Annotated in this window: 22 protein-coding genes; 13 read left to right on the top strand and 9 right to left on the bottom strand. The window is 62.9% G+C overall.

Going from position 1 to position 22,202, the window contains the following annotated elements:
• Positions 1 to 132 precede the first annotated feature (132 nt).
• The 8 genes from ACUXH0_RS02920 to ACUXH0_RS02885 all read right to left on the bottom strand — a co-directional run bounded on the left by ACUXH0_RS02920 (position 133) and on the right by ACUXH0_RS02885 (position 6,471).
• Positions 133 to 597: a diacylglycerol kinase gene (locus ACUXH0_RS02920; RefSeq protein ID WP_004630853.1), complete on the bottom strand. Its 465-nt coding sequence runs from the start codon at positions 595 to 597 to the stop codon at positions 133 to 135.
• A 12-nt stretch (positions 598 to 609) separates the two neighbouring features.
• Complete coding sequence (locus ACUXH0_RS02915; protein ID WP_182593808.1) at positions 610 to 1,653, bottom strand: glycosyltransferase family 4 protein; 1,044 nt, start codon at positions 1,651 to 1,653, stop codon at positions 610 to 612.
• 86 nt (positions 1,654 to 1,739) lie between these two features.
• Complete coding sequence (locus ACUXH0_RS02910; RefSeq protein WP_182593802.1) at positions 1,740 to 2,690, bottom strand: UDP-2,3-diacylglucosamine diphosphatase; 951 nt, start codon at positions 2,688 to 2,690, stop codon at positions 1,740 to 1,742.
• 243 nt (positions 2,691 to 2,933) lie between these two features.
• Entirely contained in the window at positions 2,934 to 3,950 is a 1,017-nt protein-coding gene (locus tag ACUXH0_RS02905; RefSeq protein ID WP_012436074.1) for an alpha/beta fold hydrolase, read from the bottom strand.
• 30 nt (positions 3,951 to 3,980) lie between these two features.
• The gene (locus ACUXH0_RS02900; RefSeq protein WP_004630846.1) at positions 3,981 to 4,505 is read right to left on the bottom strand and encodes an RDD family protein; all 525 of its coding nucleotides are present in this window, start codon (positions 4,503 to 4,505) and stop codon (positions 3,981 to 3,983) included.
• A 96-nt stretch (positions 4,506 to 4,601) separates the two neighbouring features.
• Positions 4,602 to 5,456 (bottom strand): DUF3106 domain-containing protein, encoded by an 855-nt coding sequence (locus tag ACUXH0_RS02895; RefSeq protein ID WP_012436073.1) that lies wholly within the window; start codon positions 5,454 to 5,456, stop codon positions 4,602 to 4,604.
• 11 nt (positions 5,457 to 5,467) lie between these two features.
• Positions 5,468 to 5,908: a DUF3619 family protein gene (locus ACUXH0_RS02890; RefSeq protein WP_012436072.1), complete on the bottom strand. Its 441-nt coding sequence runs from the start codon at positions 5,906 to 5,908 to the stop codon at positions 5,468 to 5,470.
• On the bottom strand, positions 5,905 to 6,471 hold the full coding sequence (locus ACUXH0_RS02885; protein WP_004630839.1) for an RNA polymerase sigma factor: 567 nt from the start codon (positions 6,469 to 6,471) through the stop codon (positions 5,905 to 5,907). Before ACUXH0_RS02885 ends, ACUXH0_RS02890 begins: the two co-directional genes overlap by 4 nt.
• A gap of 359 nt (positions 6,472 to 6,830) precedes the next feature.
• Between ACUXH0_RS02885 and ACUXH0_RS02880 the strand changes: the two genes are divergently transcribed.
• From ACUXH0_RS02880 to ACUXH0_RS02855, 6 genes are all read left to right on the top strand, one after another.
• Positions 6,831 to 8,588, top strand: coding sequence for an acetolactate synthase 3 catalytic subunit (locus tag ACUXH0_RS02880; RefSeq protein ID WP_004630837.1), 1,758 nt, complete (start codon positions 6,831 to 6,833; stop codon positions 8,586 to 8,588).
• A complete protein-coding gene (gene ilvN / locus ACUXH0_RS02875; protein ID WP_004630835.1) occupies positions 8,588 to 9,079 on the top strand; it encodes an acetolactate synthase small subunit in 492 nt (163 codons plus the stop codon). Before ACUXH0_RS02880 ends, ilvN begins: the two co-directional genes overlap by 1 nt.
• 75 nt (positions 9,080 to 9,154) lie before the next feature.
• Positions 9,155 to 10,171: a ketol-acid reductoisomerase gene (gene ilvC, locus ACUXH0_RS02870; protein ID WP_004630832.1), complete on the top strand. Its 1,017-nt coding sequence runs from the start codon at positions 9,155 to 9,157 to the stop codon at positions 10,169 to 10,171.
• A gap of 146 nt (positions 10,172 to 10,317) precedes the next feature.
• Complete coding sequence (locus ACUXH0_RS02865; protein WP_004630830.1) at positions 10,318 to 10,965, top strand: phosphatidylserine decarboxylase; 648 nt, start codon at positions 10,318 to 10,320, stop codon at positions 10,963 to 10,965.
• Between the two features lie 13 nt (positions 10,966 to 10,978).
• Complete coding sequence (pssA, locus tag ACUXH0_RS02860) at positions 10,979 to 11,851, top strand: CDP-diacylglycerol--serine O-phosphatidyltransferase (RefSeq protein WP_004630829.1); 873 nt, start codon at positions 10,979 to 10,981, stop codon at positions 11,849 to 11,851.
• A gap of 316 nt (positions 11,852 to 12,167) precedes the next feature.
• On the top strand, positions 12,168 to 13,709 hold the full coding sequence (locus ACUXH0_RS02855; protein ID WP_004630827.1) for a 2-isopropylmalate synthase: 1,542 nt from the start codon (positions 12,168 to 12,170) through the stop codon (positions 13,707 to 13,709).
• Between the two features lie 244 nt (positions 13,710 to 13,953).
• Here the strand turns inward: ACUXH0_RS02855 and ACUXH0_RS02850 are convergent, their stop codons facing one another.
• Positions 13,954 to 14,406: a membrane protein gene (locus ACUXH0_RS02850; protein WP_012436071.1), complete on the bottom strand. Its 453-nt coding sequence runs from the start codon at positions 14,404 to 14,406 to the stop codon at positions 13,954 to 13,956.
• A 183-nt stretch (positions 14,407 to 14,589) separates the two neighbouring features.
• On the opposite strand from ACUXH0_RS02850, the gene ACUXH0_RS02845 reads away from it, so the two are divergent.
• From ACUXH0_RS02845 to secG, 7 genes are all read left to right on the top strand, one after another.
• On the top strand, positions 14,590 to 15,849 hold the full coding sequence (locus tag ACUXH0_RS02845; protein WP_012436070.1) for a branched-chain amino acid ABC transporter substrate-binding protein: 1,260 nt from the start codon (positions 14,590 to 14,592) through the stop codon (positions 15,847 to 15,849).
• 158 nt (positions 15,850 to 16,007) lie between these two features.
• Positions 16,008 to 16,277, top strand: a complete 270-nt coding sequence (rpsO, locus tag ACUXH0_RS02840) for a 30S ribosomal protein S15 (protein ID WP_012436069.1) — start codon at positions 16,008 to 16,010, stop codon at positions 16,275 to 16,277.
• 318 nt (positions 16,278 to 16,595) lie between these two features.
• Complete coding sequence (pnp, locus tag ACUXH0_RS02835) at positions 16,596 to 18,770, top strand: polyribonucleotide nucleotidyltransferase (protein WP_012436068.1); 2,175 nt, start codon at positions 16,596 to 16,598, stop codon at positions 18,768 to 18,770.
• Between the two features lie 100 nt (positions 18,771 to 18,870).
• On the top strand, positions 18,871 to 19,824 hold the full coding sequence (locus ACUXH0_RS02830; protein WP_004630818.1) for an HAD family hydrolase: 954 nt from the start codon (positions 18,871 to 18,873) through the stop codon (positions 19,822 to 19,824).
• 38 nt (positions 19,825 to 19,862) lie between these two features.
• Positions 19,863 to 20,867, top strand: coding sequence for an NAD(P)H-quinone oxidoreductase (locus ACUXH0_RS02825; RefSeq protein ID WP_012436067.1), 1,005 nt, complete (start codon positions 19,863 to 19,865; stop codon positions 20,865 to 20,867).
• A 79-nt stretch (positions 20,868 to 20,946) separates the two neighbouring features.
• Positions 20,947 to 21,693 carry a triose-phosphate isomerase gene (tpiA, locus tag ACUXH0_RS02820; RefSeq protein ID WP_012436066.1) on the top strand — a complete coding sequence of 249 codons (747 nt, stop codon included), beginning with the start codon at positions 20,947 to 20,949 and terminating at the stop codon, positions 21,691 to 21,693.
• Positions 21,694 to 21,755: 62 nt separating this feature from the next.
• On the top strand, positions 21,756 to 22,118 hold the full coding sequence (gene secG, locus ACUXH0_RS02815) for a preprotein translocase subunit SecG (protein ID WP_004630811.1): 363 nt from the start codon (positions 21,756 to 21,758) through the stop codon (positions 22,116 to 22,118).
• The last annotated feature ends 84 nt before the right edge of the window (positions 22,119 to 22,202 follow it).

Genomic DNA, 22,202 nt, shown 5'->3' with positions numbered 1-22,202 from the left:
TGCCAAGGCCGGTGGCCCTGTCTCCGTGGCGTATTGGTGCCCGGATTATAAGAGATCGTGCTTGTGCAACGACCCCCACATGCTGTGGGGCAGGCATTACCAAACGTTGTCGCCGGCTTTTCGCTGGTGTTCCTAATGCAACAGCGACGCCACCCACGGCCAGGCGATCGCCACCCAAGTCCCCACGCACAGCAGCAGGGCGAGCATGACGGCCGCGCTGCCGAAATCCTTGGCGCGCTTGGACAGCCCGTGCTGCTCCAGCGAGATGCGGTCAACGGCCGCTTCCACGCTCGAATTGAGCAGTTCGACAATGAGCACCAGCACCAGCGTGCCGAGCATCAGAATGCGCTCGACCACCGTGGCGGGAATCACGAACGCGCATGGCAGCAGGATGGCGCACAGCGTCAACTCCTGGCGGAACGCGCTTTCCTCGTCGATGGCGAAGCGGATGCCGCTGATGGAATTCTTGAGCGCAAACCACGCCCGCGTGATGCCGCGATTGCCCTTATGCGGGTTGTCGGCCGGCGAGTACGCCCCGGCCGCGGGCGGTGCGGGCGGATTTTCCAGTCGCTTGTCCGGCGGGGTGGTGGGCTTCATGGAATGCAAGGCTCAGGCACCCGCGGCGGTAGTCGGCTCGGCGGCCTTGGTATTGCCGGCGGGTGCAGCGGGCATTGGCCGCAGGTGCGCAAGGAATTGCTCCGAGGCGGCACGCCACGAAAACTTCTCGGCATGAGAACGTGCGGTGACGCGGTCGATGCGCAGCGCTTCCAGGCAGGCTTCGCGCAGGTCTTCGCGCAGCGCGCCGGCCGGCGAATCGCCCAGCACGTCGATCGGCCCCGTCACCGGATACGCGGCCACCGGCAGGCCGCTGGCCAGCGCTTCCAGCAGGACCAGGCCGAACGTGTCGGTGCGGCTCGGGAAGACGAACACATCGGCCGAGGCGTACACCTTGGCCAGCTCCGGTTGCTTGAGCACGCCGAGGTAGCTGACGTTCGGGTACTTCGTCTTCAGACCGGCCAGAGCGGGGCCTTCGCCCACCACCCATTTGGAGCCCGGCAGATCGAGTTCCAGGAAGGCTTCGACGTTCTTTTCCACCGCCACTCGGCCGACGTACAGGAAGATCGGATGGGCGGTGTTGAGCACGTTGCTGCGCTGGGCGGTGAAGATGTCCAGATCCACGCCGCGCGTCCACAGCACGCCGTTGGTGATGCCGTAGTCAGCAAGGTCTTTCAGCACCACGGGCGTCGGCGCCATCACGGCCTGCGCGGGGCTGTGGAACCAGCGCAGAAAGCGATACGTCCACGCCAGCGGAATGCCGAAGCGCGCCTGCACGTACTCCGGAAAGCGCGTGTGGTATGCCGTCGTGTAGGGCAGCTTATGGCGCAGCGCGTAGGCGCGTGCAGCCAGGCCCAGCGGGCCTTCGGTGGCGATGTGCAAGGCCTGCGGGGCGAACTTTTCGATGCGCTCCCGCACGCGCTTGGACGGCAGGATCGACAGGCGGATTTCCGGATACGTCGGGCACGGCACCGTCTTGAATTCCAGCGGCGTGATCATGTCGACGATGTGCCCTATGGCCTCCAGCTCGCGGCGCGTCTGGGTGAGGGTGCGGACGACGCCGTTGACCTGCGGTTCCCAGGCATCGGTGACGATCATGACTTTCACGGGCTCTCCTTGGGGGGTAGGTTGGACGGCGACGGGTTGCACGAGGTCGATGCTGGTGTGGGTCATATGGGCTTCCATCAGGCGGCGGCCGCAGCGGCACGGCGTGCGCGGCGGGAAGTGCGCGGCGCATCGAGCAGATGCGTCCAGTAGACGATCTGCAGTTCGCCTTCCATGGTTTCGACCAAGGCAGAGAGGCTCTCTACCCAGTCGCCGTCATTGCAGTAGAGCTGGCCGTCGATCTCGCGGATCTCGGCCTTGTGGATATGCCCGCAGACCACGCCGTCGCAGCCGCGGCGGCGCGCTTCGTCCGTCATCACACGCTCGAACGAATTGATGAAGTTGACCGCGTTCTTGACCTGGTGCTTGAGATATTGCGACAGCGACCAGTACGGAAAACCGAACCGCACGCGGATGCGGTTGAAGTGCCGGTTCATCGCGAGGATGAAGGTGTAGAGCGAGTCGCCGACGTAGGCCAGCCAGCGCGCGTGCTGCATCACGCCGTCGAACAGGTCGCCGTGCACGACCCACAGGCGCTTGCCCGTGGCGGTCACGTGCACAGCGTCTTCAGCGACTTCGATGTCGCCAAAGTTCAGGCCGTGGAACTGGCGCGCCATCTCGTCGTGGTTGCCTGGGATGAAGACGACGCGTGTGCCTTTGCGCGCGCGGCGCAGGACCTTCTGCACCACATCGTTGTGTGCCTGCGGCCAGTACCAGCCCTTGCGCAGTTGCCAGCCGTCGACGATGTCGCCCACCAGGTACAGCGTGTCCGATTTGTGGTGCTTGAGAAAGTCGAGCAGATAGTCGGCCTGGCAGCCCGGCGTGCCGAGATGGATGTCCGACAGCCAGATCGTGCGGTAGTGCTGGATTTTCTCGGCGGGCGGGTCAGTGTCGGTGTCAGCCGATCGATCGGGCGCCGAGGTCGAAGCCGGCGTGGCGACCGGTGCTTCATGCTCGCGGACATCGCCCCGACCTGCTGGTACAGCGGAGCCCAGCGCACCCGCGGCGGCGAGTCCGGCGGCCATTTGCATCAGTGGCGGTGGAGCGTTCCAGTCGGAACCGGTGAGGGGAGCAGCGCGAAAGCGTTGCGCGAGGCGGCGGAGGAAACCAGGGCGCGATGGCAGATTTGGCAGGACCATGTCGGCAACAGAGGCTGCGTTGGACGGATTTCGCCATCGCTGCATGAAAAAGCCGTGTCAGAAACATGACCGTCACATGACGTGATTGCCGGTAAGGGAAGGGGATGCGCCCAAGAAGCGCGCCGGGCGGGCGTTTCAAGCAGAAGGGGTAGCAGAGACGCCTTCGACGCGGGCGAGTTCTGCCAGCACGGCATCACGCACGCGTGCGTCGCATAACAGCGACACATGGCCGATGCCCGCGAATGGGATGTGCCGCGCGCCTTCCAGCCAGGATGCACCAGCCGGGCCGACGATGGAGTCGTGCCACGAGAAAATCGACGTGATGCGTGCTCGGGAGGCCGGCATTTCGGATGCCGCAAGCTGGCGCAGCCAAGGGCTCGCCCAAGCCATCTGGCGCACATTGTGGCCGCGTCCCGTACGCGCCATTGCCGTGCCCCGATGCGGCGTGCCGAGCGTGATGACGTGGGCGACAGGGCAGGGCTGCGACTGGCGCAGCAGAGCACGTGCGGCAAGCCCGCCCATACTGTGGCAGAGCAGAACGGGCGCACGGCCGTGCATGCGCGTCAGGCGCGCGACGGCGGCCGCCATGTCCCGGGCGTAGTCGTCGATGTCACCCAGCAGCGGCATGAGATCGATGGCGTCGGTCGGGTATCCGGCTGCCGCTACATGCTGCTGCATCGGCAACCATACCGCGCGATTGCAGCCATAGCCATGGATCATCAGCACGGGCACGCGCTTGCCATCACCCGCCGGTGTATCGAACGCGGCGCGCGCTCGGAACGGTTGCAGCACGTTGAACATCCACGCCACGGATACACATTCGCGCAACCAACATGCGATGAAGCCGGTGATGCCGATGCGGTGTTCGCGCGGCACGGGTATGCGGTCCCATACGGGGTCGTCCGGTATCGCGGTGCCCAGGCTCTTCAGTGACACCAGGAACGCCCACCCGACCGAAAGGAGATATCCCAGCACCAGCGCCGCGCCCGCGAGCAAACTTGCAGCCGGCCAACTCCATCCGCCCCAGCGATGTGCCGCCCAGCCAACCGCCAGCGTCGCCGCACATTGCAGCGCCACGGCAATGCGGCGCGCGGTAGCCGCGGTCAGGAAGGCGAGGGGAACAGGGGAGGTGGGCAGATCGGCGCGCGTCATGGAGGAGGTGGCCGCCGAGCGTGAAGTCAATCAGTCGCGCACCAGCCGCGTGCCGGCCAGGCGATCGTGCAGGAACTGGCGCTGCGGATCGAGCCACGCCAGCGCAACCCAGGCCAGCAGGCACGCCAGAGCGACACCGGCGCCGGCCCAGCGGGACGCTCCACTCAGGTGGATCATGCCGACTGCCGCAGCCACCCATACCCACGCCAGCAGATAGCGCGCAACGGCGCGGCCGAGCGAAATACGCGATCCATCGGCGTTGACCACGCGCATGCGCCACGTCTGCATCGCCAGTGTCTGGCCACGCTTGCGCCAGAACCACACGAAGTACAGACCGAGCGACAGAAAGCCCCACACCTGCAGCCCTACATCGCCGGTGCGCGCCAGCGGCGGCGCGATCAGGCGCAGCAACAGAAAGACAGCCGTGGCGCCAAACATCACACCAAACAGCAGCAGGCCTTCGTACAGCATCGCGGCAAGACGGCGGCGCAGCGTGGGCGCGGCGAGCGGATCAGGCGCCGCAACGGGTGAAGACGTGGAAACGGAGGTGGCCATCGAACAGAGTGTGAGCGCCGTGAGCGCAATCCATCATGTGCCGGCGCGGAGGTCGAGCGGCACGTGGTTCGGATTATGCCAAAGGGTTTGCCGGCCTCAGCCGCCCAGCACCGTCGAGGGCGGCGGGTTGCCCGATTCTCCACCGGTGGTCGCGGGTGGTGCAACAGGGTGCACCGGCGTGAGCGGTGCGCTGGCAGGGGCAGGTGCGGCAGCGGCAGGTGCGGCAGCGGCAGGTTCGGGCGCAGGGGTTGCGGCCGGCGTGGATGCCGTGGCGGTCGTCTTGTACGTCGGCGCGGATTTGGTCGTACCAGGCTTGGTGCGCGCACCGTGATGAATCGATTTGGCCGCGTCCTTCGCCAGGCCCGCGCCGCCCGGCAGTGCCGTCACTGCGGAAGGGTGCTTTTGCGCCTTGGCCGCGGCAACCAGCGCCTTCTTCTGCTCTTCGGTCAGTTGCTGGTAGCTCTGCCAGGCCTCGCTCTTCTTCTGCACTGGCAGCGACTTGGTGGTCTGGAAATTCTCACGCGCGCGGTGGCGTTGCTCCGGCGTGAGCTTGACCCAATCCGCCATGCGCGTTTGCAGGCGCTGCTGCTGAACCGGCGTGTACTTCGGATACGCCTGGGCGATCTGCAGCCACTTCTTGCGGGCCAATTCCGGCATGCCGTTCCACTCTGGTGCCAGCGGCGCGAAGATGCGCTGCTGAACAATGGTCAGCTCGGCCCAGTTCGGATGGACGGCGGGCAGCGGGTTGGTCGCCGGCGGCGTCGGCAGATCCACCGGCGCATTGACTGTCACGCCAGGCGCCGCTGCGGATGCCGAAGCGGCCGGAACCTGCCCCGCCGCAAGTCCCGCCATCAGGCCGGCAGCGCCGATCAACGCGACGATGCCGGCGCGCAGGCGCACGGTCCTTGCGCCTCGCGGTGGTTGGCCGTGGGTGTGCTGGAAGTTGCTCATCGATCAGCCTTTCACTGATCGTGCTTGAGGTACTGATGAAAGCCTTGATCGGCGTAAGCAGCCAGCGGGAGATCGTCGAGCAGCATTGCGGCATCGACCTCCGCGAGTTCGTCCACGCGTTGCTGCTGTTGCCACTGATAGATGCCCGCGAGCCCCGCCACCAGCGCGATGGTCGGCCACAGCAGGCCAAGGCGACGCAGGATTGCAGCGGCACGTTGCAGCGGAGACGGTGCTTCGCCTTCCATCTCGAAGGACACCGAGCCGCCTCCCGGCATCGCCAAGGCAGGCGAGTGCACCGTGCTCGGCGCTTCCGCTTTTTTTTGCGCAAGCGCCATCCGGCGCGCCGCTGCGAGGCGGTCGCGCACGTCGGGCGGCAACTGTCCGGCCGACTCGTTCAGAGCGGTTCGGACGGCATGCACAAAACGGCGTTCTCGGAGTTCTACCTTGTTCATAGTCGGATCCCTCGCGCCCGCAGCGCTTGGGCCAGGGCGTGTGTTGCCCGCGAGCAGTGTGTCTTTACACTGCCCTCGGAACAGCCCATCGCCTGGGCTGTCTCGGCAACATCCATGTCCTCCCAATAACGCATCAGGAAGGCCTCCCGTTGACGTGTGGGGAGTTTCTCGATTTCGCGTTCCAGAATCTCGAGCATCTGCGAACGCTCGACCTTGTCGGCGCTGCTTTCCGCCGCTGTGGTGCCGGCTTCGCTTTCAATCAGTTCAAGCGGATCGGTGTCGTCGCCTTCGGCGTCCGAGCGGAAGCTGGAGAACAGGCTGACCCACGTGTTGCGCACCTTGGTGCGGCGAAACCAGTCGTGAATCGTGTTCTGCAGAATGCGCTGAAACAGCAGGGGCAGTTCAGCCCCGGGCTTGTCGCCGTATTTCTCGGCCAGCTTGATCATGGCGTCCTGCACGATATCGAGCGCGGCATCGTCGTCGCGCACCGCGAAGACCGCCTGCTTGAAGGCGCGTTTCTCGACGCTTAGGAGAAAGGCCGACAGTTCCTGTTCAGAGGCCATACAACGGCGGGTGCGAATCCTGTGAGGCAGCCGCGCGAAAATTCACATTCTCAAGAAGTGATGATCACGCCGCGTGGCGTCAACGGCCTTGGCCGTAAAAAATGTTGCGATGCTAGCAAAAATGCGGCCCCGCGGACAGTCCGACTGGGGGGCGGGCCGCCGGGAGTGGGGAATCGCGCCGGCGCTGGACCGTCATGCGGCATTGCAGTATTATCCTTGGTTCACAACATCTGTGGTTTGTCTCATCTGGCCGCCCATCAGGCGGACCATCCATGCAGACGCGCACCGCTCAAATCCGCGCCACAAGCCCGGTAGAGAGCATCCAAACAATTTTTTGCCGAAAATTGCAAAGGACTGACATGAATATGCCAAGCGCGGAATTTTCCCACGCCAATAGCGGTTCACCTGCCGACATGATGGGGGCTGACATCCTCGTCAATGCGCTCGCGGCAGAGGGCGTCGAGTTCGTCTGGGGTTACCCCGGCGGCGCGGTGCTCTATATCTACGACGCGTTCTACAAGCAAAACAAGATCGAACACATCCTGGTGCGCCATGAACAGGCGGCAGTCCATGCGGCTGACGGCTATGCGCGTGCCACGGGCAAGGTCGGTGTCGCCCTTGTGACGTCCGGCCCGGGCGTGACCAATGCCGTGACAGGCATCGCCACTGCTTACCTGGATTCGATCCCGATGGTGATCATCACCGGCAACGTGCCGACGCACGCCATCGGCCAGGACGCCTTCCAGGAGTGCGATACCGTCGGCATTACCCGCCCGATCGTCAAGCACAACTTCCTGGTCAAGGACGTGCGCAACCTCGCCTCGACCATCAAGAAGGCGTTCTACATCGCCGCAACGGGCCGTCCGGGTCCGGTGGTGGTGGATATCCCCAAGGACGTCTCGCGCGAACTCTGCAAGTACGAGTACCCGAAGACCATCGAGATGCGCTCGTACAGCCCGGTCAACAAGGGGCATTCGGGGCAGATTCGGAAGGCAGTGAGCCTGCTGCTGCAGGCCGAGCGTCCGTACATCTATTCGGGTGGCGGCGTGGTGCTTGCCGAGGCCAGCGAAGAGCTGCGCCAGCTGGCTGCGCTGACGGGCTACCCCGTGACGAACACGCTGATGGGCCTGGGTGCGTTCCCCGGCACCAGCAAGCAGTTCGTGGGCATGCTCGGCATGCACGGCACGTACGAAGCCAACATGGCGATGCAGAACTGCGACGTTCTGATTGCCATCGGCGCGCGATTCGATGATCGCGTGATCGGCAGCCCGGCGCACTTCACCTCGCAGCCGCGCAAGATCATCCACATCGACATCGATCCGTCCTCCATTTCGAAGCGGGTGAAGGTCGACATCCCCATCGTCGGCAACGTCAAGGACGTGCTGCAGGAGATGATTGCCCAGATCCAGTCTGGCGAAGCCAAGCCGAACAAGACGGCGCTGGCCAAGTGGTGGGAGCAGATCGAGCAGTGGCGCAGTGTCGATTGCCTGAAATACGACCGCACCTCCGAGATCATCAAGCCGCAGTATGTGGTCGAGAAGATCTGGGAACTGACCAATGGCGATGCATTCATCTGCTCCGACGTCGGTCAGCATCAGATGTGGGCTGCGCAGTTCTACAAGTTCAACGAGCCGCGTCGCTGGATCAACTCTGGCGGCCTGGGCACGATGGGCGTGGGGCTGCCGTACGCGATGGGCATCAAGAAAGCGTTCCCGGACAAGGAGGTCGTCACCATCACCGGTGAAGGCTCGATCCAGATGTGTATCCAGGAACTGTCGACGTGCCTGCAGTACGACACGCCGGTGAAGATCTGCTCGCTCAACAACGGTTATCTGGGCATGGTGCGCCAGTGGCAGGAAATCGAATACGACAACCGCTACTCGCATTCCTACATGCAGGCGCTGCCGGACTTCGTGAAGTTGGCTGAATCGTATGGCCACGTCGGCATGCGCATCGAGAAGACGTCTGACGTCGAGCCCGCGCTGCGCGAAGCCTTCCGACTCAAGGATCGCACCGTGTTCCTCGACTTCCAGACCGACCCGACAGAAAACGTCTGGCCGATGGTTCAGGCAGGCAAGGGTATTTCTGAAATGCTGCTCGGCGCGGAGGACCTCTAATGCGCCACATCATTTCCGTCCTGCTGGAAAACGAACCGGGCGCGCTGTCGCGCGTGGTGGGCCTGTTCTCGGCGCGCGGCTACAACATCGAGACGCTGACGGTCGCCCCGACTGAAGACGCCTCGCTGTCGCGCATGACGATCGTCACGACCGGTTCGGACGACATCATCGAGCAGATCACCAAGCACCTGAACCGCCTGGTGGAAGTCGTCAAGGTCGTCGACCTGACCGAAGGTGCGCACATCGAGCGCGAGCTGATGCTTGTGAAGGTGCGCGCGGTCGGCAAGGAGCGTGAGGAGATGAAGCGTACCGCGGACATCTTCCGCGGCCGCATCATCGACGTGACCGAGAAGACCTACACGATCGAGCTGACCGGCAACGGCAGCAAGCTCGACGCGTTTCTCGATGCCATCGATCGCACTGCAATTCTTGAGACCGTTCGTACGGGCGGCTCGGGCATCGGCCGCGGCGAGCGCATTCTGAAGGTTTGAACCGGCGCGTGCACCAGCGTGTAACAGCGGCCGGACCCCATCGATATTGAAGTATTTGAAAATTAGGACATCAACATGAAAGTGTTTTACGACAAGGACGCCGACCTCTCCCTGATCAAGGGCAAGAACGTCACCATCATCGGCTATGGCTCGCAAGGTCACGCCCACGCCCTGAACCTGAACGACTCGGGCGTGAAGGTGACGGTCGGTCTGCGCAAGAACGGCGCGTCGTGGAACAAGGCCGTCAACGCCGGCCTGCAGGTCAAGGAAGTGGCCGAGGCAGTGAAGGAAGCCGACGTCGTCATGATCCTGTTGCCGGACGAGCAGATTGCCGACGTGTACAAGAATGAAGTGCACGGCAACATCAAGCAAGGCGCCGCACTGGCATTCGCCCACGGCTTCAACGTGCACTACGGTGCCGTGATCCCGCGCGCAGACCTGGACGTCATCATGATCGCCCCGAAGGCCCCCGGCCACACCGTGCGCGGCACGTACACGCAAGGTGGCGGCGTGCCGCACCTGATCGCCGTGCACCAGGACAAGTCGGGCGCCGCACGTGATATCGCCCTGTCGTACGCCACTGCCAACGGCGGCGGCCGCGCCGGCATCATCGAGACGAACTTCCGCGAAGAAACCGAAACCGACCTGTTCGGCGAACAGGCCGTGCTGTGCGGCGGTACCGTCGAACTGATCAAGGCAGGTTTCGAGACGCTGGTGGAAGCCGGTTACGCGCCGGAAATGGCGTACTTCGAGTGCCTGCACGAGCTGAAGCTGATCGTCGACCTGATCTATGAAGGCGGCATCGCCAACATGAACTACTCGATCTCGAACAACGCCGAATACGGCGAATACGTCACCGGCCCGCGCGTTGTGACGGAAGAGACCAAGAAGGCCATGAAGCAATGCCTGAAGGACATCCAGACTGGCGAATACGCCAAGAGCTTCCTGTTGGAGTACAAGGCAGGCCAGCCGACGCTGATCTCGCGCCGCCGCCTGACCGAAGAGCACCAGATCGAGCAAGTTGGCGCCAAGCTGCGCGCGATGATGCCGTGGATCGCCAAGAATAAGCTGGTCGACCAGACGAAGAACTGATCGAGCGCATCTTGTGCGAGAAAGCCAGCCTTCGGGCTGGCTTTTTTTATGCTGTTTCCAGGGAGGCAAACAGTGTTTCAAGTGATGGCGCGGCCCCGTGTCGGCTAGAATGCCGCATTTCCTTCAAGACGCTGTCGAGGTCTGATTTGAACAACACGTATCCGCATCCCATCATCGCCCGCGAGGGTTGGCCGTACCTGGGCGGGATTTTCATCGTCACGCTCATTGTGCAGGCTGCCGCCGGCTTTGGCTGGGCATGGCCGTTCTGGGTGCTGACGCTGTTTGTGCTGCAGTTTTTCCGCGATCCCGCGCGCGCTGTGCCAACGCAGGCCAATGCGATTTTGTCGCCGGCCGATGGTCGCATCGTCGCCGTCGAGCAGGTGCGCGACCCGTACGCTGATCGCGACTCGCTGAAGATCAGCGTGTTCATGAACGTGTTCAATGTGCACTCGAACCGCGCGCCGGTCGATGGCACGGTGCAGCAGGTGCAGTACTTCCCGGGCAAGTTCGTCAATGCGGACCTGGATAAGGCGTCGCTGGAAAACGAGCGCAACGCCATCGTGCTGCGCCGCGCTGATGGTCAGCTCGTCACTTCAGTGCAGGTGGCAGGATTGATCGCGCGGCGCATCCTTTGCTATACCAAGGCAGGCGAAGTACTCACGCGTGGCCAGCGCTACGGTTTCATCCGCTTTGGCTCGCGCGTTGACGTGTACCTGCCGCTGACGGCGCGTCCACGCGTGACCATCGGCGAGAAGGTATCCGCCACGCTTACGGTGCTTGCTGAGCTGGACTGATCCGGAGGTCGCCATGCCCGCGTTCAACCGACGCAAGAAGCGTTTTACCGCCGGCAACGTGACGCACCTGCGTCCGCTGCGGCACAACCAGCCGCGCTCGGATGACGACGATCTGGAGATCGTGCGTCCGCGCCGCAGAGGCATCTATCTGCTACCCAACGCGTTCACGACGGCCGCGCTGTTCGCCGGCTTCTTCGCCATCGTGCAGGCGATGAACCTGAACTTTGAGACGGCCGCGATCGCCATCTTTGCGGCGATGGTGCTCGATGGCATGGACGGCCGCGTCGCCCGCATCACCAATACCCAGAGCGCGTTCGGCGAGCAATACGACTCGCTGTCGGACATGGTGTCCTTCGGCGTAGCGCCGGCGTTGGTCATGTATGAATGGATCCTGCGCGATCTGGGCAAGTGGGGCTGGCTCGCTGCGTTCGTGTATTGCGCCGGCGCTGCATTGCGTCTCGCGCGCTTCAACACGAACATCGGATCGGTCGACAAGCGCTTCTTCCAGGGCATGCCTAGCCCGGCCGCCGCTGCGCTCATCGCAGGTTTTGTCTGGCTGGCGATCGACAACAAGCTGCCGGTCAAAGAGCTGTGGATGCCGTGGGTAGCCTTCGGGCTGACGCTGTATGCAGGGCTGTCGATGGTGTCGAACGCGCCGTTTTACAGCGGCAAGGCGCTCGATGTTCGCCACCGCGTACCGTTCGGCGTGATGGTGCTCGTGCTTGTGTTATTCGTCGTGATATCCAGCGATCCGCCGGTGGCGTTGTTCGGCCTGTTTGTTGGCTACGCGGTGTCGGGCTACCTGCTGTGGGGGTGGCGCGCGCTGCATGGGCAACAAGGTAGCCCCCGTTTGCCAAAGCAGGCATCGGACGAAGCACATGAGTGACCCATGCGCTGCACCATTGTGCGCTTGCGTCAATTTTTGAATTCGTCTATAGTCATTCGTATGCTTTCGCGCCCGATTTCCATTCTGATTACGCTAGTCTCGATTGATGGCCTACTAGGTCGTCAGGTCGGGACACGCGCATAGGAAATCGCAAGACAAGGCAAGCAAAAACCGCCAAGTTTTCGCGAACCAGAATTCACAGCGCCCCGGCCTGCAACCATGCACGCCGGGGCGTTTTGCATTCTGCGCCGCAAAAAACCATTCGAGACACCCACTAAGACCGACGCCAAAAACGTCACCCCACCAAGGAGCCGCCATGAGCGACAAACTGATCATTTTCGATACCACCTTGCGCGACGGCGAGCAGTCCCCCGGGGCGTCGATGACCAAGGAAGAGAAGATCCGCATCGCCAAGCAGCTGGAGCGGCTCAAGGTGGACGTGATCGAGGCCGGTTTTGCGGCCAGCTCCAATGGTGACTTCGAGGCGATCCGCGCGATTGCGCAGTCGGTCAAGGATTCGCGCATTTGCTCGCTGGCCCGTGCGAACGACCGTGATATTTCCCGCGCTGCCGAGGCGCTCAAGCCGGCGGGGCAGTTCCGCATCCACACGTTCATCGCCACATCGGCGCTGCACATGGAAAAGAAGCTGCGCATGTCGCCGGATCAGGTGTACGAGCAGGCGCGCCTGGCGGTGCGTTTCGCGCGCCAGTTCACCGATGACATCGAGTTCTCGCCGGAAGATGGCAGCCGCTCCGATATGGATTTCCTCTGCCGCGTGCTGGAAGGCGTGATCGCCGAGGGCGCCACCACCATCAACCTGCCGGATACGGTGGGCTACGCGGTGCCGGAAGGTTATGCCGCCCTGATCCGCTCGGTGCGCGAGCGCATCCCGAATTCCGACAAGGCGGTCTGGTCGGTGCATTGCCATAACGACCTGGGCATGGCGGTCGCCAACTCCCTGGCCGCTGTCAAACTGGGCGGCGCACGCCAGATTGAATGCACGATCAACGGCCTGGGCGAGCGCGCCGGCAACACCAGCCTCGAAGAGGTGGTGATGGCCGTGAAGACGCGCCGCGACTACTTCAATCTCGACGTGGGTGTCGATACCACGCAGATCGTGCCGGCTTCCAAGCTGGTCTCGCAGATCACCGGTTTCGTTGTGCAGCCGAACAAGGCTGTCGTGGGCGCCAACGCTTTCGCGCACGCTTCGGGCATCCACCAGGATGGCGTGCTCAAGGCGCGCGACACGTACGAAATCATGCGTGCCGAAGACGTGGGCTGGACGGCCAACAAGATCGTCCTGGGCAAACTCTCGGGCCGCAACGCGTTCAAGCAGCGTCTGCAGGAACTGGGCATTGAACTGGATTCGGAAGCCGAACTGAACGCTGCCTTCACCCGCTTCAAGGAGCTGGCCGATCAGAAGGCTGAGATCTTCGACGAAGACATCGTCGCCATCGTCTCGAACGAAGCGCAGCACAGCGAGGGCGAGCACTTCCGTTTCGTGTCGCTGGCCCAGCGTTCGGAAACCGGCGAGCGTCCGCACGCGCGCATCGTCTTCGTCGCGGATGGCAAGGAAGTGACGGGTGAAGCGGAGGGCAATGGCCCGGTTGACGCCACGCTCAATGCGATTGAGAGCAAGGTCGCCAGCGGCGCCGAGCAACTGCTGTATTCGGTCAACGCCATCACGACGGGCACGCAGGCGCAGGGCGAAGTGACGGTGCGCCTGTCCAAGTCGGGCCGTATCGTCAACGGTGTGGGTACTGACCCGGACATCGTTGCGGCTTCGGCCAAGGCTTACCTTGCCGCTCTGAACAAGCTGCAGGACAAGAGCAGCGAAAAACTCAACCCGCAGATCTGATCGCGGGTTTCATGAACACAGGCAGGAGTCAGCCCAGACCCCAACACGATCACCACTGAGCGCGCACCCGGCTATCCACCGGAACGCGAAGCGGGTGCGGCGGCACCGGACACGTCAGGAGCGTGCACCATGCCGGCCGTCTTTGAGAGCGATGTCTGTGCGATCCACGACATGGCCGACCCGAACGTCCACGCCAGGCGATGCGCCTCGCGTGGAAGTTGCCGTTCTGGCGGTTAACGCTGGTTCACCGGCTTGAATCGTGATCGTGGTCGTACATCGGGTCGGGGCTGACCTGCGTGAGCCGCACGACGCCGTCGCGGTCAAAATAGAAGTTCATCAGCGAGGGCCAGACGCCTTCGTGCCTAAAGCGATAGGACCACACCTGTCGATCCATCAGCCGGAAATAGGCGGTCTCCTCGGGCTTGCCGAACGTCTGCAGCACATCATTCTGCGTCGCCGTGCCGACACGGATCTGCGCAAAATCCATCGTGGTCAGAATCTGCCGGAACGAGACGAGCTTGCCGCTCGCGTCGAAATCAGCGGCATAGGTGAATTGCCCATAGGGCTGCGTCGGATATAGCCAGCGCATGCCGCCATCGGCTCGCGGATACCGCTCGGGTGGTTTGCCAAAGCGTGCTTCCACGGCAGAAGCGGGTTGGCCGATCAGCGCTTCGCCCGTTTGTAAGGGCGCCAGCATGGTACACGCGCACGTTGATGTCAGCGCTGCGGCGAGCAGTGCCGCGCACTGCCATGTCGATCGAATGTTCACAAATAGTCTCCCGATGCCTTCAGTGTAGGAGGCCGTGCGGTCTCTGCCGGCTTGTGGGCTTGTGCCGACATGCGGCGGCGCTTTACCATCCGCGCTTCACGGAGATTTGCCATGGTGTTTCGTTGGTTTGTGACCGCGCTGGCGGCTGTGGGGTTGTGCGGCGCGGCAAGTGCCCAGCCCGAAGGCGCGCCGATCCGGCTGGCCCTGATTGAAGGGCTTTCGGGCCCGTTTGCCAATGCGGGCGAGGCAGTGGAGCGCAATCTGCGCATGGCCATCGAAGGCGTAAATGCACGCGGTGGTGTGAAGCTGCCTGATGGCCACCATCCGCTTGCGCTTGTGCGCTTCGATAGCAAGAACACCGTCGACGAATCGTTGCTGCAACTGCAGGCCGCCACGGATGCGGGTATCCGCTTCGTGCTGCAGGGCAACAGTTCTGCGGCAGCGGCTGCATTGTCGACGTCGATCTCGCGCTACAACGACCGCCATCCGGATGCGCGCGTGCTGTTCCTGAACTACGCTGCCGTCGATCCGGCGCTGACCAATGAGGGATGCAGCTTCTGGCATTTCCGCTTCGATGCGTCGGCCGACATGCGCATGCACGCGCTGACGGAAGTGATCCGCGATGACAAGGCGATCAAAAGGGTCTACCTGATTGGGCAGGACTACACGTTCGGCCGCCAGGTGGCGCAATCGGCGCGCCAGCAGTTGCGCGAAAAGCGACCGGACATCGCGATCGTTGGCGAGGTGCTGCACCCGATCGGCAAGGTGAAGGACTTTGCGCCGTATGTGGCGCGTATTGCCGCGTCGGGTGCGGATACGGTCATCACCGGCAACTGGGGGAACGATCTGACGCTGCTCGTCAAGGCCGCGCGAGATGCCGGGCTCAAGGCGCGCTTCTTTACCTTTTATGGCAACTCGCTTGGTGCACCAGGCGCGATGGGCGAAGCCGGCGTCGGCCGTGTGGTGGCCGTGGCGGAGTGGCATCCGAACCTGGGCGGTGCCAAGTCCGATGCGTTCTACAAGGCCTTCCGTGCGCGTTATCCGGCACCCGCCGACGATTACCCATTGCTGCGCGACCAGATGTTGATCGACATGCTGGCCGCCGCCATCGAGCGTGCCGAGACCACGGAAGCTGCCGCCGTGGCGCGTGCGCTAGAACGCGCATCGTTCGACAACGGCTTCCACCGCATTACGCTGCGAGCGGAGGACCATCAAGCCATTCAGCCGCTCGTCGTCGCGCAGATGGAGCGGGCGGGCATGCCCGGTGCGCTGTTTGATATCGAGGGCTCGGGCTATGGTTTTCGTACGCTAAAAGTGATTCAAGGGGCGCAAACCGCATTGCCCACGACCTGCAAAATGGTGCGCTATTAAGCAGGGCGGCACAGCACTGTCGTCATGGCGCGGTTCTGCGCTATAATCGCGGTCTTGCTGTCCAGACCGATTTTGGATGGGCAGCAAGATCATTGTTCAACACGGCACCAACGGCGGCGATTCAGGCGCTGCAGTGTCCGCAAGTCAAAGGAATCAAAATGTCCGTCGCTGACATCAAAAAGCAAGACATCGTCAAAGATAACGGCCGCAGCGCCAACGATACGGGTAGCCCGGAAGTGCAAGTTGCACTGCTGACTGCTCGCATCAACGAACTGCAGCCGCACTTCAAGGCGCACATGAAGGATCACCACAGCCGTCGCGGCCTGCTCCGCATGGTGAGCCGTCGTCGCCGCCTGCTGGACTACCTCAAGAGCAAGGACGCTGACCGTTACACCGCCCTGGTTGCGAAGCTGGGTCTGCGTAAGTAATGGTGGGTATCACGCACTGCGCGTGATGAAAAGTGCCTGCGTCAGCGTGCTGATGCAGGCATTTTGTTTTTGGCGGCTGCGTTTGTGGCCGCGCCGGGCAACCGGTGAGTGATGGCAGTCGGCCAGTTCAAGATGAAGCGGCTGCCAAGGACCGGGGGCGGCAGGAAGCAGGGCCTTGTGTCATTCCAGCGCGGCATTGATGCCAGCGCTGCGCTGGAATGGCATAAAACACACCTCTGCAACCGCACCGTCTTACGGAACGTATTTGTCGCGGTGAAGCGCAATGAAGCGCGCCGCGAATACCGAACAGGAGATGCTATGACCATGTTCAATAAGGTCGTCAAAGAATTCCAATGGGGCGGCCACAAGGTCCGCATGGAAACGGGTGAGATCGCCCGCCAGGCGAGCGGCGCTGTGCTGCTCGACATGGACGACACCGTCGTGCTCGCTACCGTGGTGGGCGCCAAGAACCCGAAGCCGGGTCAGGACTTCTTCCCGCTGACTGTCGATTACCTCGAGAAGACCTACGCCGCTGGCAAGATCCCGGGTGGCTTCTTCAAGCGCGAAGGCCGTCCGTCGGAAAACGAAACGCTGACCTCGCGCCTGATCGATCGCCCGCTGCGTCCGCTGTTCCCGGAAGGCTTCTACAACGAAGTCCAGGTCGTTATCCACGTGCTGTCGATCAACCCGGAAGTGCCGGCTGACATCCCGGCGCTGGTTGCTGCTTCGGCTGCACTGGCTGTGTCGGGTCTGCCGTTCAACGGCCCGGTGGGCGCTGCCCGCGTGGGTTACAAGGATGGCCAGTACCTGCTGAACCCGAACCGCGCACAACTGGCGCACTCGGATCTGGACCTGGTTGTTGCCGGTACCGAGCGTGCCGTGCTGATGGTCGAATCCGAAGCGCAGCAGCTGTCGGAAGAGATCATGCTGGGTGCCGTGGTGTACGGCCATGAGCAGATGCAGATCGCCATCAACGCGATCCACGACCTGGTGCGCGACGGCGGCAAGCCTGAGTGGGATTGGCAAGCTGCGCCGAAGAACGAAGCGTTGGTCGCAAAGGTGTCCGAACTGGGCCTGGCCGATCTGCAAGCTGCTTACCAGCTGCGCCAGAAGTCGGCCCGCAGCCAGAAGTTGAAGGAAGTCTACAAGTCGGTTGCGGCCAAGCTGGCCGAAGCCGGCGTGGAAGCCGATGGCGTGGAAGTCGACAACATCCTGTTCGAGCTCGAATCGAAGATCGTGCGCGGCCAGATCCTGAATGGCGAACCGCGTATCGACGGCCGCGACACCCGCACGGTGCGCCCGATCGAGATCCGTTCGTCGGTGCTGCCGCGTGCGCACGGCTCGTCGCTGTTCACGCGTGGTGAAACGCAAGCGCTGGTGGTGGCCGCTCTGGGCACCAAGAGCGACGAGCAGATCATCGACGCGCTGCAAGGCGAGTACCGTGATCGCTTCATGCTCCACTACAACATGCCGCCGTTCGCCACGGGCGAAACTGGCCGCGTGGGCAGCCCGAAGCGCCGCGAAGTCGGCCATGGCCGTTTGGCCAAGCGCGCACTGATTCCGGTGCTGCCGCCCGCCGACGAATTCGGCTACACGATCCGTCTGGTGTCGGAAATCACCGAGTCGAATGGCTCGTCGTCGATGGCTTCGGTGTGCGGCGGCTCGCTGGCACTGATGGACGCTGGCGTGCCCATCAAAGCGCACGTTGCTGGCGTGGCCATGGGCCTGATCCTGGAAGACAACAAGTTCGCCGTGCTGACCGACATCCTGGGTGACGAAGATCACCTGGGTGACATGGACTTCAAGGTCGCTGGTACCGACGCTGGTATCACCGCACTGCAGATGGACATCAAGGTGCAGGGCATCACCAAGGAAATCATGCAGGTGGCACTGGCGCAAGCCAAGGAAGGCCGTCTGCACATCCTGGGCAAGATGCAGGCTGCCATGGGCGGCGCACGCACCGAGCTGTCGGAGCACGCACCGCGCATGATCACGGTCAAGATCAACCCGGAGAAGATCCGCGACGTGATTGGCAAGGGTGGTTCGACCATCCAGGCGCTGACCAAGGAAACCGGCTGCACGATCGACATCGGGGAAGACGGCACGATCACCATCGCGTCGACCTCGTCGGAAGGCATGGCAGAAGCCAAGCGCCGCATCGAAGGCATCACGGCAGAAGCCGAAGTGGGCAAGATCTACAACGGTACCGTGCTCAAACTGCTGGACTTCGGCGCGATCGTGAACATCCTGCCGGGCAAGGACGGTCTGCTGCACATCTCGGAAATCGCCAACGAGCGCGTGAACCAGGTTTCCGACTATGTGAAGGAAGGCCAGGCTGTGCGCGTGAAGCTGCTGAGCACCGATGAAAAGGGTCGCATGCGCCTGTCGATCAAGGCCGCCAAGGCCGAAGAGGGCGACGTGCCGGTCGCTGCACCGCAAGCACCGGGTGCTGGCGACGCTGCCTCGCAACAACAGCAGCAACAACAGCAGTAAGCGAGCGATTTTCGCCAAGAAAAACGGCTGGACGATGTCCAGCCGTTTTTTTGTTTACACTGCGTCGCGAGTTCTTCCTGTTGTCCCTTCGCGCCCCATCATGAGCCGCCTGTTCGAGCAAAACCGCATCGCCATCGTCTGGGATTTCGACAAGACACTGATCCCGCGCTACATGCAAGTGCCGCTGTTCGATCGCTTCAATATCGCCGAGCAGGGTTTCTGGGACGAAGTGGCTGCAGGCTCGCGCGAAATTGAATCGCGCGGTCAGAAGGTCAACCAGGAAACGTTCTACCTCAATGTGCTGCTGCGCCATGTGCGCGACGGCCGCATGGGCGGGCTCGACAATGCAACGCTGCGCGAACTGGGCGCCGAACTCGAATTCTTCCCCGGCGTGACTGATTTCTTCGAGCGCAGCAAGGCGTGGGTGCGCGACAACGCAACCTACCAGGCGTTCGACATCAAGCTCGAACACTACATCGTCAGCACGGGCCTGACAGAGATGATCAAGGGCTCGCCCATCGCCCCGTACATCGACGGCGTGTGGGGCTGCGAATTTCTGGAGGCGTCCGACTCGAACGCGGATGGCCGGCCGGTCATTGCGGAAGTCATCTACGCCATCGATAACACCACCAAGACGCGTGCGCTGTTTGAGATCAACAAGGGCGTCAATAAGCACCCGGAAGCGGTAAGTGTGAACTCGTCGATTGCCGAGGACGAGCGCCGCGTGCCCTTCGCCAACATGATCTACGTCGCCGATGGGCCGAGTGATATTCCGGCGTTTTCGGTCGCCCGCAAGGGCGGCGGCCGCACCTATGCGGTCTACAACCCGGAGAGCCCTCGCTCATTCGAGCAGGCTGACAACTTGCGTGCCGATGATCGCGTCGACATGCTCGGCCCGGCCGACTATCGCGCCGGCTCGCCGACGGAGATGTGGCTCAAGTTGCATATCGGCAAGATCGCCGACGGCATCGTCCACGGCAAACAAGAAATCATGCGCGAAACCACGCGCGGCATTCCGCAGCACTTTGTTGAACCGAGGCGTAGCGTCTCGTAACCCGCGCACTGCGCCGTAACCCTCTCGATCCGATTCTCATGAAAGCGATTGAAATCACCCAGTACGGTGGCCCTGAAGTCTTGAAGCTTGGCGAGCGCCCGATGCCGGAGGCCAAGGCCGGCGAGGTTCTGATCCGCGTGCGTGCAGCGGGCGTGAACCGGCCCGATGTGTTCCAGCGCACGGGCAACTATCCGGTGCCGCCCGGTGCCTCGGATATTCCGGGGCTCGAAGTTGCAGGCGAGATAGTCAGCGGTGATCTGGCGCACGCCGACAATCGCTACGGCCTGAAGGTAGGCGATCGCGTCTGCGCGCTGGTGCAAGGCGGCGGTTATGCGGAGTTCTGCACGGCGCCGTTGGGCCAGGTGCTGCCTGTGCCGGCCGGCTTGTCCGATGTCGAAGCCGCTGCATTGCCAGAAAACTATTTCACCGTGTGGTCGAACGTGTTCGACCGAGGCCTGCTGGGGCGGGGCGCGCACGGCGCCGATGAAACGCTGCTCGTGCAGGGCGGCTCCAGCGGCATCGGCACGACGGCGATTCAGATCGCGTCTGCATTGGGTCACCGCGTGTTCGCCACGGCCGGTAGCGCCGAAAAGTGTGACGCCTGCGTCGAGCTCGGGGCCACGCGCGCCATCAACTACAAGACCGAGGATTTCGTTGAAATCGTCAAGGCCGAGACAGGGCGCGGCGCCGATGTGGTGCTCGACATGGTCGGCGGCAGTTATGTCGCGCGCGAAATCGCCTGCACCGCCGACGATGGCCGCATCGTCCTGATCGCGTTGCTGGGCGGCGCCAAGGCCGAGGTGCCGCTGGGCGACATCCTGCGTCGGCGCATTACCTTGACGGGCTCGACGCTGCGCCCGCGTCCGGTTGCATTCAAGGCGGCCATCGCGGCCAATCTGTATGAAACGGTCTGGCCGTTGCTTGCGTCTGTGCGCATCAAGCCGGTCGTCCATGAGGTCATGCCGGCCGCACAGGCCGCGCAGGCGCATGCTTTGATGGAATCGAGCGCGCATATCGGCAAGATCATGTTGGTTTGGGATTGACGCCAGGACGCCAAAATTGACCCCGTTTTTGACGCCGCGGTAGAATGCTGGGTTTATTTGACAGTCGACCGGGCAAAACGTGAACGCAAGACCGAAGCTGGTGGTGGGCAACTGGAAGCTGCATGGCAGTCTGAGCACGAACGCCGCGCTGCTTGAACAGATCAAAGCGGCAGGCAAAACCAACGCCACGCTGGCCGTGTGTGTGCCGTTCCCGTACCTGGCCCAGTGCCAGTCCTTGCTCGCCGGTTCTGCAGTCGGCTGGGGCGCGCAGGATGTGTCGGCTGAAACGCGGGGCGCCTTTACCGGCGAAGTGGCGGCGTCGATGCTGTCGGAGTTTGGCTGCGGCTACGCGATCGTCGGTCACTCCGAGCGTCGCTCATACCATGGCGAAACCGATGCGCAAGTGGCGACCAAGGCGCTGCGTGCACTGGAACATGGCATTACCCCGATCGTCTGTGTGGGCGAAACGCTCGCGCAACGTGAAGCAGGTGAGACCGAGCAGGTGGTCGCCCGCCAACTCGATGCAGTTCTCGAAGCGCTGTCGGTCGAGCAACTTGGTCGTATCGTCGTGGCGTATGAGCCGGTTTGGGCCATTGGCACGGGCAAGACCGCGACGAGCGAGCAGGCGCAGGCTGTGCACGCGTTTCTGCGCGCACGTGTTGCTGCCCGCGACGCTGGCGTGGCGCAGCGTCTGTCAATTCTGTACGGTGGCAGCGTCAAGCCCGACAATGCCGGCGAATTGTTTGCAATGGCGGACATCGATGGCGGCCTGATCGGCGGCGCATCGTTGAAGGCAGAAGATTTCCTGGCGATCGGGCGCGCATAAACAACCGATCGAGTCGCGATGTCACCCATGTGCGGCTGCAACATATTATTGAGAGAAACGAAATGGCAATTCTGAAGACTCTGCTGCTGGTGGCGCAAATTCTGAGCGCGCTCGGCGTGATCGGCCTGGTGCTGCTGCAACACGGCAAGGGCGCGGACGTTGGGGCGGCATTTGGGTCGGGCGCGTCGGGCAGCTTGTTTGGTGCCACCGGTTCGGCCAACTTCCTGTCGCGTACGACGGCCGTGCTGGCCACCGTGTTCTTCGTTGCCACGCTTGCGCTGACGCTGATCGGCACCAACAAGGGCGGCGTGTCGGCGGGTGTGATGGGTTCGGTCGCGCCTGTTGCGTCCACGGCATCGGCACCCGCGGCCTCGGCTCCTGCCGCTGCTTCGGGCGCAGCTTCCGCGCCCGCTGTGCCGAAGTAATTTGATGCAACGATCGTGGCGTGCCGTTGAGGTTTTTCGGCGCGTTGCGAGGGATAAGATTTTTGTTTGTGCATTGAACAAAAG

Source organism: Ralstonia sp. 110700041-2 (assembly GCF_056280165.1).
The sequence above is the reverse complement of the archived record's forward strand: the minus strand, read 5'-3'. Positions and strand labels throughout refer to the sequence as shown.